The organism is Haloarcula rubripromontorii, assembly GCF_001280425.1.
GTDB lineage: Archaea > Halobacteriota > Halobacteria > Halobacteriales > Haloarculaceae > Haloarcula > Haloarcula rubripromontorii.
On record NZ_LIUF01000001.1, the window covers coordinates 792,822 to 808,358 of the forward strand.

General features: G+C 62.7%; 15 protein-coding genes. 7 read left to right on the plus strand and 8 right to left on the minus strand.

Annotated elements, in window-relative coordinates; genetic code table 11:
- The first annotated feature begins 62 nt into the window (after nt 1-62).
- Entirely contained in the window at nt 63-278 is a 216-nt protein-coding gene (locus AMS69_RS04055) for a hypothetical protein (protein WP_053966800.1), read from the plus strand.
- Nucleotides 279-309: 31 nt separating this feature from the next.
- Here the strand turns inward: AMS69_RS04055 and serA are convergent, their stop codons facing one another.
- On the minus strand, nt 310-1,896 hold the full coding sequence (serA, locus tag AMS69_RS04060; RefSeq protein WP_053966801.1) for a phosphoglycerate dehydrogenase: 1,587 nt from the start codon (nt 1,894-1,896) through the stop codon (nt 310-312).
- A 147-nt stretch (nt 1,897-2,043) separates the two neighbouring features.
- The gene (locus tag AMS69_RS20500) at nt 2,044-2,211 is read right to left on the minus strand and encodes a DUF7556 family protein (protein ID WP_170082642.1); all 168 of its coding nucleotides are present in this window, start codon (nt 2,209-2,211) and stop codon (nt 2,044-2,046) included.
- Between the two features lie 373 nt (nt 2,212-2,584).
- On the opposite strand from AMS69_RS20500, the gene AMS69_RS04065 reads away from it, so the two are divergent.
- The 4 genes from AMS69_RS04065 to AMS69_RS04080 all read left to right on the plus strand — a co-directional run bounded on the left by AMS69_RS04065 (nt 2,585) and on the right by AMS69_RS04080 (nt 8,359).
- Nucleotides 2,585-3,430, plus strand: coding sequence for a CBS domain-containing protein (locus AMS69_RS04065; RefSeq protein ID WP_053966802.1), 846 nt, complete (start codon nt 2,585-2,587; stop codon nt 3,428-3,430).
- A complete protein-coding gene (glyS, locus tag AMS69_RS04070) occupies nt 3,427-5,214 on the plus strand; it encodes a glycine--tRNA ligase (protein ID WP_053966803.1) in 1,788 nt (595 codons plus the stop codon). The genes AMS69_RS04065 and glyS overlap by 4 nt, the downstream gene beginning before the upstream one ends.
- Nucleotides 5,215-5,805 carry a hypothetical protein gene (locus AMS69_RS04075; protein WP_053966804.1) on the plus strand — a complete coding sequence of 197 codons (591 nt, stop codon included), beginning with the start codon at nt 5,215-5,217 and terminating at the stop codon, nt 5,803-5,805.
- Between the two features lie 67 nt (nt 5,806-5,872).
- Nucleotides 5,873-8,359 (plus strand): DEAD/DEAH box helicase, encoded by a 2,487-nt coding sequence (locus AMS69_RS04080; protein WP_053966805.1) that lies wholly within the window; start codon nt 5,873-5,875, stop codon nt 8,357-8,359.
- Between the two features lie 8 nt (nt 8,360-8,367).
- Here AMS69_RS04080 and AMS69_RS04085 read toward each other — a convergent pair whose 3' ends face one another.
- Nucleotides 8,368-9,180 (minus strand): Sjogren's syndrome/scleroderma autoantigen 1 family protein, encoded by an 813-nt coding sequence (locus AMS69_RS04085; protein WP_053966806.1) that lies wholly within the window; start codon nt 9,178-9,180, stop codon nt 8,368-8,370.
- 127 nt (nt 9,181-9,307) lie between these two features.
- Between AMS69_RS04085 and mdh the strand changes: the two genes are divergently transcribed.
- Complete coding sequence (gene mdh, locus AMS69_RS04090; protein WP_053966807.1) at nt 9,308-10,222, plus strand: malate dehydrogenase; 915 nt, start codon at nt 9,308-9,310, stop codon at nt 10,220-10,222.
- Nucleotides 10,223-10,332: 110 nt separating this feature from the next.
- Here mdh and AMS69_RS21025 read toward each other — a convergent pair whose 3' ends face one another.
- The 4 genes from AMS69_RS21025 to AMS69_RS04105 form a co-directional block, all read right to left on the minus strand.
- The gene (locus AMS69_RS21025) at nt 10,333-10,458 is read right to left on the minus strand and encodes a hypothetical protein (RefSeq protein WP_274377998.1); all 126 of its coding nucleotides are present in this window, start codon (nt 10,456-10,458) and stop codon (nt 10,333-10,335) included.
- Between the two features lie 133 nt (nt 10,459-10,591).
- Nucleotides 10,592-11,278, minus strand: a complete 687-nt coding sequence (locus AMS69_RS04095) for an OapC/ArvC family zinc-ribbon domain-containing protein (RefSeq protein ID WP_053966808.1) — start codon at nt 11,276-11,278, stop codon at nt 10,592-10,594.
- Nucleotides 11,278-11,661 carry a DUF2073 domain-containing protein gene (locus AMS69_RS04100; protein WP_004517591.1) on the minus strand — a complete coding sequence of 128 codons (384 nt, stop codon included), beginning with the start codon at nt 11,659-11,661 and terminating at the stop codon, nt 11,278-11,280. Before AMS69_RS04100 ends, AMS69_RS04095 begins: the two co-directional genes overlap by 1 nt.
- Before the next feature lie 4 nt (nt 11,662-11,665).
- Complete coding sequence (locus AMS69_RS04105) at nt 11,666-12,307, minus strand: Era-like GTP-binding protein (RefSeq protein WP_004590329.1); 642 nt, start codon at nt 12,305-12,307, stop codon at nt 11,666-11,668.
- A 921-nt stretch (nt 12,308-13,228) separates the two neighbouring features.
- Here AMS69_RS04105 and AMS69_RS04110 point away from each other — a divergent pair.
- A complete protein-coding gene (locus AMS69_RS04110) occupies nt 13,229-14,806 on the plus strand; it encodes a Cdc6/Cdc18 family protein (protein WP_053966809.1) in 1,578 nt (525 codons plus the stop codon).
- A gap of 72 nt (nt 14,807-14,878) precedes the next feature.
- Here AMS69_RS04110 and AMS69_RS04115 read toward each other — a convergent pair whose 3' ends face one another.
- The gene (locus AMS69_RS04115; RefSeq protein ID WP_053967026.1) at nt 14,879-15,532 is read right to left on the minus strand and encodes a S26 family signal peptidase; all 654 of its coding nucleotides are present in this window, start codon (nt 15,530-15,532) and stop codon (nt 14,879-14,881) included.
- Between the last annotated feature and the right edge of the window lie 5 nt (nt 15,533-15,537).

Consider the following 15,537-nt stretch of genomic DNA (forward strand, 5'->3'; position numbering starts at 1 on the left):
ACTGACGGGCGCGTGACAGCCGTCCGACGGGTGTTTTTGCCCGTGGCGGTCCTGTCACGGGTATGGCCTCGTCCCGCGATTCAGCACCGCCGTTCGACTCCGGGGACCGGTCGGGTTCCCCGTCACCATCGCCCCGGCAGACGCCCAGCACGATCTATCAGATACAGATCGCGCTGTTGCGCTCACAGGTAGCGACACTGGAAACCGCGCTCGAACAGGAACGCGAACACCGTCAGGCTGTCGTCGATCGGTACGAGCGCCTTCTCCACGGGGAATAGCCCGCGACTAGCTGTCGGAAAATCCGTTGTGTTACTCGTCGCCGAGTTCGACGTAGGTCGTCTCGATGATGCGGCTGTCACCGTTGAGCCGCTCGATGATGTCCTGTGGCGGCTGTTCGTCGAGATTGTAGACAGACAGGGCCTCCCCGCCGATGGTTTCGCGGCCGTTGAACATCCCGGCGATGTTGATGTCGGCCTCGCCCAGCACCGTGCCGATGAAGCCGATGGTGCCCGGCTCGTCACGGTTCCGGACGACCAGCATGTGGCCGTGGGGGACGGCCTCGATACGGTGGTCGTCGATACGGACGATTCGGGGTTCCTCGCCGCCGAACTGAGTCCCACAGACCGAGACGGATTCCTCGCCGTCGGAGACGGTGACGGTGATGAGGCTCTGGTAGTCCTCGGAGGTGCGGGTCTTGGACTCGGTCACGTCGATGCCCCGGTCTTCGGCAATCTGCGGGGCGTTGACGGCGTTGACCTGCAAATCAGAGGGGGCGAACACGCCCTTCAGGGCGCTCGCGGTGACGTACTCTACGTCCTGCTCGGCGATGTCGCCCGCGTAGGTGACCTGCACTTCGGACATGTGCCCGCCGAAAAGCTGGACGGCGATGCGGCCGGCGGTGTCGGCGAGGTCGAGATACGGACCGACCTGCTTGAACGTCGCCTCGTCGAGCGACGGCGCGTTCAGGGCGTTCGCGACGGGCTGGCCGTTGGCCGCGGCGATGATCTGATCGGCCGTGGAGGTGGCGACGTTCTCCTGTGCCGCCTCCGTCGACGCGCCCAGGTGCGGCGTGACGATGATGTCCTCGACGTCGAGCAGCGGGCTGTCCTCGGGGAGGGGTTCCTCGCCGAACACGTCGAGCGCTGCGCCCTTCAGGACGCCGTCCTCGACGGCCTCGGCGAGCGCCGGCTCGTCGATGATGCCGCCGCGGGCGCAGTTGACAACGTAACCGCCCTCGAGTTCGGCGAGTTCCTCCTCGCCGATCATGTTCTCGGTTTCGGGGGTCAGCGGCGTGTGGATAGTGATGAAATCGGACTTGGCGAGGCAGTCTTCGAGGTCGTCGACCAGCTCCGCGCCGAACTGGTCGGCGCGCTCCTGGCTGATGTAGGGGTCGAACGTGACGATGTCCATACCCAGGCTGCCGAGCCGCTTTGCGACCTGCTGGCCGACGCGGCCGAAGCCGACGACGCCCAGCGTCTTGTTGTTGACCTCCGTGCCGAGGAACTCGCCTTTGGCCCATTCGCCGCTTTTCAGGCGGTCGTGGGCCTGCGGGATGGAGCGAGCAGTGGCAAACGCCATTGCGACGGAGTGTTCGGCGGCGGCGCGGACGTTACCTTCGGGGGCATTGGCGACGATGACGCCGTGGTCTGTCGCGGCGTCGATGTCGATGTTGTCCACACCGATGCCGGCCCGACCGACGATGATGAGGTCGGGCGCGGCGGCGAACACCTCTTCGGTGACTTCGGTGCCCGAGCGGACGATCAGCGCGTTCGCGTCGGCCACTGCGTCGAGGAGCGCGTCGCCCTCGACCTCGTAGGCTGTTTCGACATCGTGGCCCGCCTCACGGAGTCGCGTGAGACCGGCGTCGGCGATAGGGTCCGTGACGAGTACCTTCATACCGAATCGAACTTACTGGGGCGGCATAACGCTTGTTTTCTCCGTCCGAGCAACTACGTGCGAGCACTCCGGCCGGAGCGGTCGCGCCGCTGCTAGGGTGGCCTGCTGAGCGGGATCTTCAGTGAAAAGGAATCGACTGAGCGGGACCTATCGCCAGGCCGGGAGCGAGGCAGCGTCTGAGAGCGGGGTTGTGAGATAGGCGTCGTCTCGGGTCACGTCAGCGAGGATAAACTGGTCCGTTGGACCCTTTTCGACGGATGCCATGATGTCTCCATCCGCGGCCATCTCGACCGGAGCGACAGGTTCCGACTCCATGCATGATAATATGTAACAACCCTATAAAAATTTAGCGAAACCCAGAGAAGGGAGTGGTATGACGCTGGGCCAACTGTCTGACAATAGTTCGTGTCCTGTCAGGACTGGCGTGAGCGGGGGAGTAGGTCGGCACAGTTAGAGCCTGATATCTCAACCAATAGCAGTTGAGAAGTGATTTCTGCTCACGCGCAGAGACGCGATATCGATATGGCAAAAGACATAGTCGTTGCCGAGACAGCACGGTCTCTCGGTTTCCGGGATAGCGCCTGCACGGTCGTCAGGGATAGCCGATGGCCCTACAGCGTTCTACCCGAATGTCGAAAACGGACGGATGTTAAGGACTTAGTAGATGCGGGAAGGAAGTTCTGGCAGTATGAACGTCGCAGACGCTATGACGCCACGCTCGGAGGTCGTCACGGTCACGATACCCGGGACCCGTGATGACGCACTGGAGTACCTCCAGGAGCAGGCCTTCTCGTCGGTCCCAGTTATCAAGGAAACCGACGAGGGCGAAGAGTTCAGAGGGATTATTTCGCGCGATGCACTCATCGAGAGCCCCGACGAGGACCAGCTCGCCCTGCTCGTCGAGGAAGTCCCGGCGATCAGCGAGGACACATCTATCGAGGCCGCTGCACGGATGATGGTCGAAGACGGCGAACGTCGCCTGCCTATCGTCGACGGCCAGCTCAAAGGCATCATCACAGTGACCGACGTGATTCGGTCTATCGCCAACGGCGACGTCGACGGCGACCAGATCGTCGGCGACCTCGCCAACCGAGACATCAACTGCGTGTACGAGGGGACGCCCCTGACCGTCGCCGAGCGGGAACTCTCCCACGCGAACGTCCCCTACGGCGTCGTTCTCGACGACGACGGCGATATGTCGGGGATGCTCACTGAGGTCGACATCATCGCGGTCGCCCGCGTCGTCGAGGGCGAAGACGACACCGGCGACTCCATCGCCAACCAGGACGACGACTGGGCCTGGGAAGGCATCAAAGCCGTCGGCGGCCGGTACATGCCCACTCGCAACGTCGAGCTCCCCGTCGAACCCGTCAGCGAATTCATGACCGCCGATGTCGTGACGGTGAACAAGCGCCGCACCGCCGAGGAGGCGGCACAGCTGATGATCGAACACGACATCGAACAGATCCCGCTGCTGTCCGGTGACGAACTCACCGGCATCGTCCGGGATATCGACCTGCTGCGAGGCCTATGAGCGAAGGCGAACGCCTTACCGAGCTGGCCAAGCGTCGCGGTTTCTACTTCCCCTCTTCGAGCGCCTACGGCGGGGCGGCGGGCTTCTGGACCTACGGGCCACAGGGCGCTGCGCTGAAATCGAACATCGAGGACACCTGGCGGGACCGCTATGTCGTCAAAGAGGGGCATCAAGAAATCTCCGCCCCCGACGTGATGCCCGAGCCTGTCTTCGAGGCGTCGGGGCACCTCGACGGGTTCGACGACATGATTGTCGAGTGCGGCGAGTGTGGCGCGACCCACCGGGCAGACCACCTCGTCGAGGATAACACGGACATCGAAGAGGCCGAGTCACTCCCCAACGAGGAGGTGATGGACCTCATCGCCGACCACGGTATCGAGTGTCCTTCCTGTCACACGTCGCTTGCCGACCAGCCGGTCGACAACTTCAACCTGATGTTCGAGACGAACATCGGGCCGGGGTCGTCGTCGCCGGGCTATCTCCGCCCGGAGACCGCACAGGGCATTTTCGTGGAGTTCCCGCAACTCTCGGAGTACGCCCGCAATCAGCTCCCCTTCGGCGTCGCACAAATCGGGAAGGCCTACCGGAACGAGATCTCCCCGCGGAAATCGCTCGTCCGCGTCAGGGAGTTCACCCAGGCCGAACTCGAACACTTCATCGACCCCGAGGAAGACGAACCGCCGCTTGACGAGGTCGCCGACGTGACGCTCCCGCTGTACTCCGCCGCCGAACAGCAGACCGAAGACGGCGGCCAGCGCGAACTCACCGTTCGTGAGGCCGTCGACGAGGACATCATCGAGAGCGTGTGGGTCGCCTACTACCTCGGCGTCTCCAAGGAGTGGTACGAGCGCATCGGCGTCGATATGGACCGCTTCCGCTACCGCCAACATCTGGCCGGCGAACGCGCCCACTACGCCTCCGACTGCTGGGACGCCGAGAGCGAGGTCGACGGCGACTGGATCGAGATCACAGGCTTCGCCTATCGGGGCGACTACGACCTCTCGAAACACGCCGACCACTCCGGCGAGGACTACACGGTGTTCAAGCAGTACGACGAGCCGATCACTGTCGAGCGCGCCACCGTCGACCCCGACATGAGCTACCTCGGGCCGGAGTTCGGCGGCGATGCCGGCGCGGTCGCCGACGCACTGGAAGCGCTGGCCGAGCGGAATCCGGACGCCTTCGACGACGACGAGGTGACCGTCGAGGTCGGCGGCGAGTCCCACACCGTCCCCGTCGCGGAGACGAACTTCAGCGTCGACGAGGTCACCGAGAACGGCGAACACGTCCGCCCGCACGTCGTGGAACCCTCCTTCGGCGTGGGCCGCATCATCTACACCGTCCTCGCACATTCCTACGAGACCGACGAGGTCGACGGCGAGGAGCGGACCTACCTCGAACTCCCGCCGGAGCAGGCTCCGACCACGGTCGGCGTCTTCCCGCTGATGGACAAGGACGGGATGGGCGAGCTGGCGACCGACATCGCCGACGACCTCCGGGCCGCTGGCCTCTCAGTCACCTACGACGACTCCGGGGCCATCGGTCGCCGCTACCGGCGGCAGGACGAGGTCGGAACGCCGTACTGCGTGACTGTGGATTACGAAAGTCTGGAGGACAGCGAGGCGCAACGCGCCTCGGACAGCGCGAGCGGCGATGAGCCGCGAGCGGGAACAGTCACAGTACGCGAGCGCGACACGACCGAGCAGAAGCGGCTTCCCATCGACGGGCTGGCGGAGACGCTCGAACAGCTCAGTACCGGCGACCGCACCTTCGACGACCTGTAGATGGCCGACGAGGTATCCCGGCGGCTCGTCCACGTCACTGGCGCGGCGGTCCCGCTGGCCCACCTTGGCTGGCCGGACTTGATTACGTGGCGCGTCGTGCAGGGGTTCCTGGCCGTGGCGCTGGTCGTCGTCATCGTTCTCGAAGCCGTGCGGCTGACGACCGGGCTGGACTGGGTGGTGTACGACCGGCTCACCCGCGAGTACGAGCAGGACAACCCCGCCGGCTACGCGCTGTACATCGTCGGGATAGCTATCGTCGCCTTCGCCGTGAGACTACCGAGCATGACCGAGACGATTGCAGTCCCGGCAATGTTGATGCTCGCTATCGGGGACCCAATCAGCGGCCTGCTGGGGTCCAGCGATGCCAGCAACATCAAACAGGCCTGGGTCCTGCTGGTGATGTTCGGCGTCTGCACGCTGCTCGCCGCTCCGTTCGTCCCGCCTGCCGCCGCCGTGCTGGGCGGTGTCGCGGCGACGTTCGCCGACGGCGTCAAGCCCCGGGTCGCTGGCTACGTCGTCGACGACAACTTCTCGATTCCGGTACTGGGCGCGCTGGCGATGTGGGTCGGCGTCCAGTACCTCCCGTTCTGACCGGCTACCGTTCACTTTCACCGCGGTATCTGAACCCTTAACCACCGGCGGGACGAACACGTGGGTAATGGCGACCACCGACGCCGGTGGCGAACACGTCGAACGCCCGCTGGTGACGCCGGAGTTCCTGGAGAACCGCCGCTACCAGACCGAACTGGCGGAGACGGCGAGTGGCGACCACACGCTCGTCTGTCTCCCGACCGGGCTGGGCAAGACGACGGTTTCGCTGCTGGTGACCGCCGAGCGACTCCACGCCGTCGGCGGGAAGTCGCTCATGCTGGCCCCGACGAAGCCGCTGGTCCAGCAACACGCCGAGTTCTACCGCGAGGCCCTCGAACTCGACGACGAGGAGGTCGTCGTGTTCACCGGCGAGGTCCGGCCCGACGACCGCGCCGCCCTCTGGGAGGACGCCCGAATCGTCATCGCGACGCCGCAGGTCGTCGAGAACGACCTCGTCGGCAACCGCATCTCCCTTACCGACGTGACTCACTGTACCTTCGACGAGTGCCACCGCGCGACCGGCGACTACGCCTACAACTACATCGCCGACCGCTACCACGCTGACGCCGAGGACCCGCTCGTGACGGGGATGAGCGCCTCGCCCGGCGACGACGAGGAGGCGATACTCGAAGTGTGTGAGAACCTCGGGCTGTCCGAGGTGGCGGTGATGACCGAGGACGACGCCGACGTGGCCGAGTACACCCACGACACGAGCGTCGACTGGAACCGCATCGAACTGCCCGAGGTCGTCGTCGAGATTCGGGACGCGATAAACGAGGTCATTCAGGACCGGCTGGCGCAGTTGAAAGAGTTGGGCGTGACGAACAAGTCCTCGGCGGACATCTCCGAACGGGAGATTCAGGGGATGCAGGCCGAACTCCGGAAGCTGATGGACAACGACCAGAGCGAGGGGTACCAGGGGATGAGCCTGCTCGCGGAGGTACGGAAGCTCCGAACCGCCGTCACCTACGTCGAGACCCAGAGCGTCGAGTCCCTGCGGCGGTACTTCGAGCGCCTGAAGGAGGCCGCCCGCTCGTCGGGCGCGTCGAAGGCCGACCAGCGCCTCGTCAGCGAGCCGAAGGTCCGCGAGGCGATGCGCAAAGCCGAGTCCTACGACGATCTCCACCCGAAGTTCCGCCAGACCCGGATGTTGCTCGCGGAGACGCTGGGCATCGAGAACGGCGAGCGCGTCATCGTGTTCACCGAGTCACGGGACACCGCCGAGACGCTCGTGGACTTCCTCTCGGACCACTTCACGACACAGAAGTTCGTCGGGCAAAGCGACACCGACGGCAGCGAGGGGATGACACAGACCCAGCAACAGGAGACGCTGGATCGGTTCCGGAGCGGCGAGTTCGAGGTACTCGTCTCCACCTCCGTCGCCGAGGAGGGGCTAGACGTACCCGAGGTCGACCTCGTCCTGTTCTACGAGCCGGTGCCGACCGCGATTCGGGCTATCCAGCGCAAGGGCCGGACCGGCCGACAGGCCGAGGGCCGGGTTGTCGTCCTGCTGGCCGAGGACACCCGCGACGAGGCGTACTTCTGGAAGGCCCGCAACGACCAGAAGCGGATGAAACGCGAGCTGAACGAACTCAAGAGCGTCGCTGGGGAACTGGAGGCCCGGCTCGACCAGACCGGCCTCGACGAGTACGAAGGCGAAGCGGGGGGCGCTTCGGGTGGAACGGAAAACGAAGAAACCGCCACACGGCAGTCTGATTCCACTGGAAACGGGAGGGGTAGCACAGCTAACAAGTCAGCCGAGGAGAGAGACGGGCAAGCCGGACTGGACGCGTTCGCGGACGACTCGTCGGAAGCCGACGACGACTCTCCCAGTAGCGAGGGGGATACCACGACGCCGGACGAGGGAACGGTCGCTACTGCCGGCCGCGATGACGAGGACGACCCCGTCGAGATCGTCGCCGACCAGCGGGAACTCGACTCGAACATCGCGCGGGACCTCTCGACCCGGGAGGGCGTGGAGACTCGACTCGAAACGCTGGCCGTCGGCGACTACGTTCTCTCGGACCGCGTCGTTGTCGAGCGCAAGACCGTCGCCGACTTCATGGACACGCTGACGGGCGGGGACCGGTCGATGTTCGAGCAGGTCGGGGACGCCGCGCGAAACTACGGCCGGCCCGTCGTCATCATCGAAGGCGAGGATCTCTTCGGCGCGCGCAACGTTCACCACAAGGCGATTCAGGGCGCACTCGCGTCGCTGGCGGTCGATTTCGGCGCGAGCGTGTTACGGACCAGCGGCGAGGACGAGACCGCTGACCTGCTGGAGGTCATCGCCGAACGGGAGCAGGAGGTGGCCGACCGTGAGGTGAGCGTCCACGGCGAGAAACAGTCGAAGACGCTCCCCGAGCAACAGGAGTACGTCGTCGCCGCCATCGCCGAAGTCGGCCCGGTGACCGCGCGCACGCTGCTGGACGCCTTCGGCAGCGTCGAGGCAGTGATGACCGCCGATAAAGAAGCCCTGCTAGAGGTGTCCGGTATCGGTGACGTAACCGCCGACCGGATTCGAGAAGTCATCGCCAGCGACTACGCGCCGTAGCGGTCCGTTCAGAACCGCGTCGCATCCAGCGCTTCTGCCGCTTCTCGGGCCGCCTGCAGATGTTCGCGAGCCTCGCGTGGGTTCTCGGTGGCCGCGGCGCGCTCGGCGAAGCGGTGAACCGTCTCTGCCAGTAGCGCAGACGCCGCATCGAGATTGGCTTCAATATCGCCGGTGTGACTATCGGTTGTCCGGGTCTGTCGAGCGGAAACAGGGGGGTTCTGTGTCGCTGTCCCACGCGGCTGGTCGTTGGCAGTTCGGCCGCTAGGCTCCGACGACGCATCTGTTCGAGCAGTCTGTGGCGCTGTCTTCGAGTGGTCGGACGGCTGGGTCGACTGGTCACCCCCCGCTTCGGGTGGAGCGGCCGAATTGGGTGTCGACGCCGTCGGTTCGGCGGGAGACTGTGAAGCGGTGTCGGGCTGGGTGTGTGCGGTCTCCTGCTGTGCGTGTTCCTCCGTCGCGTCCGCCGCATTCTCGGCTGTGTCCGCGTCAGCATCGCCGAACTGGACGCGGGCCTCGTCGCTGGGGTCGGCAACCTCGATCTGGTCGCCGTCGTCGGCCTGATCTTCCTGACCGTCGGCATCCGAGGCCTCCGCGCCGTTTTCCTGTGCGTCACGGGCGACCGGCTTCTGGCAGGTGGGGCAGAACTCCTGGCCGTCGTAGCGGAAGATAGGGTCGCCGCAGTCGCTGCAGTGGGCGTTGGTCATCGTTGCGCCCTTCAACAGGAGTTCGCTCATCTGCTCGGTCGCCGCACGGTTTTCTTCCTCCTTCTCGAACTTCTCGCGGAGTTTCTCTCGCTCGGCTTCCTTGTCGAAGTCAGTCATACGTGTCACAACGCCACGGGGCTGAAAACAGTTTACGGGTGCGAGACGCCGATACTGGCTGAACGATCCGCGGCGGAATCGGGGTTTCGACACGTTTAACGTTCGCGCCCGAGCCTTTTCGAATGGTATGACAAAGGTAAGCGTAGTCGGCGCAGCCGGTACGGTCGGCGCAGCCGCAGGGTACAACATCGCGCTCCGTGACATCGCTGATGAAGTCGTTTTCGTTGACATCCCCGATAAGGAAGACGACACGGTCGGGCAGGCCGCTGACACGAACCACGGCATCGCCTACGACTCGAACACGCGCGTTCGCCAGGGCGGCTACGAGGACACCGCCGGCTCCGACGTGGTCGTCATCACGGCCGGCATCCCGCGCCAGCCGGGCCAGACCCGCATCGACCTCGCGGGCGACAACGCGCCGATCATGGAAGACATCCAGTCCTCACTGGACGAACACAACGACGACTACATCTCGCTGACCACCTCGAACCCCGTCGACCTGCTCAACCGCCACCTCTACGAGGCCGGCGACCGCTCGCGCGAGCAGGTCATCGGCTTCGGCGGCCGCCTCGACTCCGCGCGGTTCCGCTACGTACTGAGCGAGGAGTTCGACGCGCCAGTGCAGAACGTCGAAGGGACAATTCTCGGGGAACACGGCGACGCACAGGTTCCCGTATTCTCGAAAGTCCGCGTCGACGGCACCGACCCCGAGTTCAGCGATGACGAGAAGGAGCAACTGCTGGGCGACCTCCAGGAGTCCGCGATGGACGTCATCGAGCGCAAGGGCGCGACCGAGTGGGGGCCGGCCCGCGGCGTCGCTCACATGGTCGAGGCCATCCTCCACGACACCGGCGAAGTGCTACCGGCCTCGGTCAAGCTGGATGGCGAGTTCGGACACGAAGACACTGCTTTCGGCGTCCCGGTCCGTCTCGGGAGCAACGGCGTCGAAGAAATCGTCGAGTGGGACCTCGACGACTACGAGCAGGACCTGATGGCAGACGCTGCAGAGAAACTCTCTGACCAGTACGACAAAATCTCGTAACCCGGTACCGCGAACTTTCGGGACTGACGCCGTCCCGGACTGCTTTTTTTTGCTGTCGTCGTAAGAGACGTAGCTGTAACTGCGAGTCGCCCGCTGACGGTCCGCGATGGTTACGCGGGGTCGTCCTGGTCGTCAAGCAGATCGCTGTCGCGCCCGTCGTCGTCGATATCAGCACCGAGGAGTGACGCCCACTCTTCGAGGTGTGACTCCGATGTCGAGAGTTCTCGGTGGCTCATGGCGTTATCGGTAGCATCCACGGCATATTATATAATGGTTGTGCCCGCATTGATACTCAATGGTGTATGGAGCGGTTCTACGGGGCAATTCGGGGTTAGCGAATCAGTAAAATCGACGAGAAGCCCGCACCGATCACTCGGAGCGGATGGTTTCCGGGACCTGAATCGAGTAGTGGCCGTCCTCCTGCAGCGCGATGATGTACTCCTCGCGGTCGTACAACTCCATCAGGTTCAGTTCGTACTGGCCGGGTTCCAGTACTTTGATCGACTCGAACTGGTCGTTGAGTTCCGCTCGGAGTTCCTCCAGATCGGGGCGGTCCTCGCTGTCAGGCTCGGCCGGTGGGTCGGGGTCGGCACCGACGGGACGGAACTGGTGTTCGGATTCGGACGCCGACGGGACGTTCGACGGAAGTTCGTCCGGCTCGACGACGTCCCCACGGGCGCTGGCCTGTGCCGAGTCTTCAGTCACAGACGGGCGGTCAGGTTCGGTCGACGGCGAGCCGGACGTGTGGGATGGGTCACTCGGCTGCGGGTCAGCCGACCGGTCGGCGTCGAAATGTGACTGCTCGGCGTCCCGGTCCCCGTCCGTAGCGGAACCGCTGACGAAGTCTCTCACCGAGGCAGCGGTTTTGCCAACGGTGCGGGCGACAGTACTGTCAGGTCCCGGTGGTTCCGGTGGCTCGGCGTCCGGGGTCTCGGAGATGTCGGCCCCTTCGGGCTGATACTGGAACTTGTTCCCGCCGCAGTTGGGACAGCCCGAGAGCATCTCCTTCGACCCGTCGTCGAAGCCACGGCCACACTCCGTACACTGGTGGGGCATTATTTCCGGGAGACGAGGGCGCTGATGAGCGTTTCGTCCTTGTGGAGCGTCTCTATCTGGTTCGCCGGCCCGATGACAGTGAGCTTCTGGGTCGACTGCTTGCCCATCAGCCGGTCGAGGATGCTGGCGTCGGCGGCCTCGGACTTGGGGTAGGTCTCGATCTCGATGCCGTTGAACTCGTCTGGGCTGATTTCGGTCATCGTCACTTCGATGAGCCGGGACTCCTCGTCAGGGGAGAGCCCCTCTTCGAGGATGACGATGTTGCCGTCACGAACCCCGTCGAGAATCATTCGGATCTTCTCCATCGAAGCCAGCCCGGCCATTCGTTCGCCGCTGATGAGGTCGATCTGGACGCCGTCGTCTGGGTCTTTGACTTCCGCCATTATATCACCCGAAGTACTCCGCTATTTTGTCGTAGACTTCGTCCATGTTGTCTCCCTCAAGCGCTGATAGCGGAATCGTCTCGTGCTGGGGGTATGCGTTTCGGATGCGCTGGACCGAAGACTCTTCGAGGTCGATCTTGTTCGCGAGGATCAACACCGGAAGGTCCTGGCTCTCGATGATGCCAATGAGCATGGTGTTGACCTGCGTGAACGGATCGGTCGCAGAGTCAAGTACGTAAATGACACCATCGACATCCTCGCGGAGCCAGTGCATCGCTTCAGCGACGCCTTCGGTCGCTTCACGGGAGCGACGGACGGCGTCGTCTTTCTCCATGTCGTGTTCAAGGAACTCGGTGTAATCGACTTTCGTCGTCACGCCGGGCGTGTCGACGATGTCGATTGTCACTTTCTTCCCGTCGCGTTCTATCTCGACGTTCTCCTTTCGGCGCGCACGACGAGTCTCGTGTGGAACGTGACTTTCCGGGCCGACAGCATCGCCGGTCCAATCGCGTGCAATACGGTTCGCCAGTGTCGTCTTGCCGGCGTTCGGCGGGCCGTAAATCCCGATACGCTTCGGGTCCTCTTCGGAGAACAGCGTCGATGCCGCGCGTGAAATACTATCTTTGAGGTTTGTTAACAATCCCATCCTATCCTCCCGCCGCCCGGAGTCGTCCGGTATGGCGGCTCTGCCCGTAAAAGAAGGGCGAATTCACTTAAGCCTACGTCAGACATTAGTCTATTTTCTGACATGTTAGGCCATAGCACTGATAAGCGTGCGGGCGTTGGCACGGAGACGAGCGAGAAGGGGAGGACTATTCGAGTCGAGTCAGCTCATTCTGAACCACGCGAGTTGGATTTAGGTGATCATCCTAGCCCCCCACCCCTTCGTTTCAGGTGGAACGGCCTGTACCCCTGGGGAGGGGTGGGAGACTTGCCGGTCGAATCGGGAACGCACCAGTTCTTCAGCTCGGTGCGACTTGTGACTTCACTAGCTAGAGCGGCCTAGACACTAGAAAACTGTACACTAGGCTCTACTAACTATTTGTTTTATCTAGTGCGGGTTTGGTTTATGAGATATCATATTAAATCTTTCCTCTTGGTACAGTACATTTTCGCCCTTCCTACCCCCTCCCCCGGGCCTGTTTCCCGTTCCACCGGAAACGAAGGGGTGGGGGGGGTTGGTCTGTGACAGTCGAGTTCCACCCCAAGTACCGACTCTTCATGTGCTGCCCTCATATTCACACCCGAACTGCACCACCGCCTTCTTTTCGTCCGATCACCAGCCTGCTGTATATTCTCTGTTCTACCCCAGTGAGACCGAAGCTATATTTCTCTTTACGGCAACAGGACTCATGCGACAGGAAATATAAATATACCAACATATATCTTTCACAGGTGGTGTACCGAAATATTTAATATCGAATCACGGTACGGTTCATGTGGTTCAACTGGACACACCGGAGAGCGCTGATGCTCACAAACAACGGCACTGACGCACTCCTCGCTCCCTCTGTTCCGGTGTCTCCAACTCTCTCCACACGAAACGAAGGGGACCCCTCGATCGATTATGACTGACGAAAGCAACAACTCGGCCCCGGAATCCGATTTGTCGACGCCAGAGACGTCGAATGATACCGACGGGTCCGACGGGCAACCCGACTCCGAAACAGACCCCAATATATCGACCGGGCCATCAGATCTCGACGATGTCATTCTCGATAATCTCGATACTGGGTCCGATGATCCCTCAGACGAAGCGTCCCGTGGCCTGTTTGACGACCTTCTCGAAGGGGAACCCATTTTCGAGAACAAGGAGGTCCTTCGCCCCTCGTACACGCCACACAAACTCCCTCACCGCGAGGAGCAGATCAACAACATGGCGACGATTCTCGTTACTGCTTTGCGCGGTGATACGCCGTCGAATATCCTCATCTACGGCAAGACGGGAACAGGGAAAACCGCGTCCGCGAAGTTCGTCAGTGAGGAACTCGAAACGACTTCACAGAAGTATGAGGTTCCCTGTGAGGTCGAGTACATCAACTGCGAGGTGACCGACACCCAGTACCGCGTACTGGCCCAACTCGCCAATAAGTTCATCGACAAGAACGCCCGGCTTATCGACGACCGCATCACCGAACTCGAAGACCTCCAGTCGCGCGCACGCGAGGACACGGCGGCTGCACTCGAAGAGACGGCGTTTGACTCCCTCGACGACATCGAAACCGAAATCAGTTCGCTGGAAGCAGACAAGGCGGAGTTCGAGGAAGTCCCGATGACCGGATGGCCAACGGATCGGGTCTACAGCTCCTTTTTCGATGCCGTCGACTACCACGAACGCGTGGTCGTCATCATGCTCGACGAAATCGACAAGCTCGTCGAGAAAAGCGGCGACGATACCCTGTATAACCTCTCCCGGATGAACTCCGAACTGGAGAACTCCCGCGTCTCAATTATGGGCATTTCTAACGACCTGAAGTTCACTGATTTCCTCGATCCCCGGGTCAAATCAAGCCTCGGAGAGGAGGAGATTGTCTTTCCGCCCTACGACGCGAATCAGCTCCGGGACATCCTGCAGGCACGCTCGGACGTGGCGTTCAAAAACGACGCGCTCACCGAGGATGTCATTCCGTTGTGTGCGGCTTTCGCTGCACAGGAACACGGGGACGCACGCCGTGCGCTTGACCTCCTCCGGACGGCCGGCGAACTCGCCGAACGCGACCAGACGGACAACGTCCTCGAAGACCACGTCCGCCAGGCCCAGGAGAAAATCGAACTCGACCGTGTCGTCGAAGTCGTCAGGACGCTCCCGACGCAGTCGAAAATCGTCCTCTTTGCCATCATCCTCCTGGAGAAAAACGGCGTCCACAACATCAACACCGGCGAGGTGTTCAACATCTACAAGAACCTCTGTGAGGAGATCGACGCCGATATCCTGACACAGCGCCGCGTCACCGACCTCATCTCGGAACTGGACATGCTCGGCATCGTCAACGCCGTCGTCGTCTCGAAGGGGCGGTACGGCCGGACCAAGGAGATCTCGCTGTCGGTTCCGACCGAAGAGACGGAGGCGGTACTCCTGTCGGATTCGAGACTCGGCGATATCGATGACGTCCAGCCGTTCGTCCAGGCCCGCTTTGACAACTGATCTGTGGATTGTATGAGCGCCCGACAGTCTCCGCCGCTGCAGGTGAAACAGTCCCCTTTCTAGAGATACGAGCTATCCGGACACAGTCGTGTTCACGGCTGTTGACCCTGTTTCGTTCGTCACTGCCGGTCCTGTCCCGCTTGGTACTACGTCGGTCGCTCCGGCCTGATTCCACTGGAGTCGGACCTGCCCCAGCAGTGGGACTCGCATTTCCGCGGTACCGACGACCCACCCGGGCTTGACCGGTTCGCTGATGGGGCTGGAGCCGACCTGGTCGTACCGGCCGTTGTTGTCGCCCTTGGTGATGAAGCCGGCGTGGTCGGCCGGACAGGAGCTGAGTTCGTCACAGCTGTCCGCACTCCCGATGTAGTCCTTGTTCGCCCGACCGTACCAGTTCTCGCCGGCATCAACCCACAGCATCGCTCGGTGGATGATCGGGGTCTGTCGACTGTTGCCGTCGGGCTCGTATACGATAACGTCGCCCGGTTGCTGGAACTTCTGATAGCTGTCGTCGTTCGCCGCGGTAACGACACCACTGTGATCTCCCGGGCCGGAGAACCGCTCCTCTTCCATCACGAACACGAGGTCGCCTTCCTTGATATGTGGGTCCATGCTCGGGCTTTCGATAGCGACCAGTGGGGGCCACACACCACTAACGGCAAACAGCAACACCCCGACAAGCAGGACCGAACCGGCGCTACTGACGATATCGGTCACGTACATCATCCCTC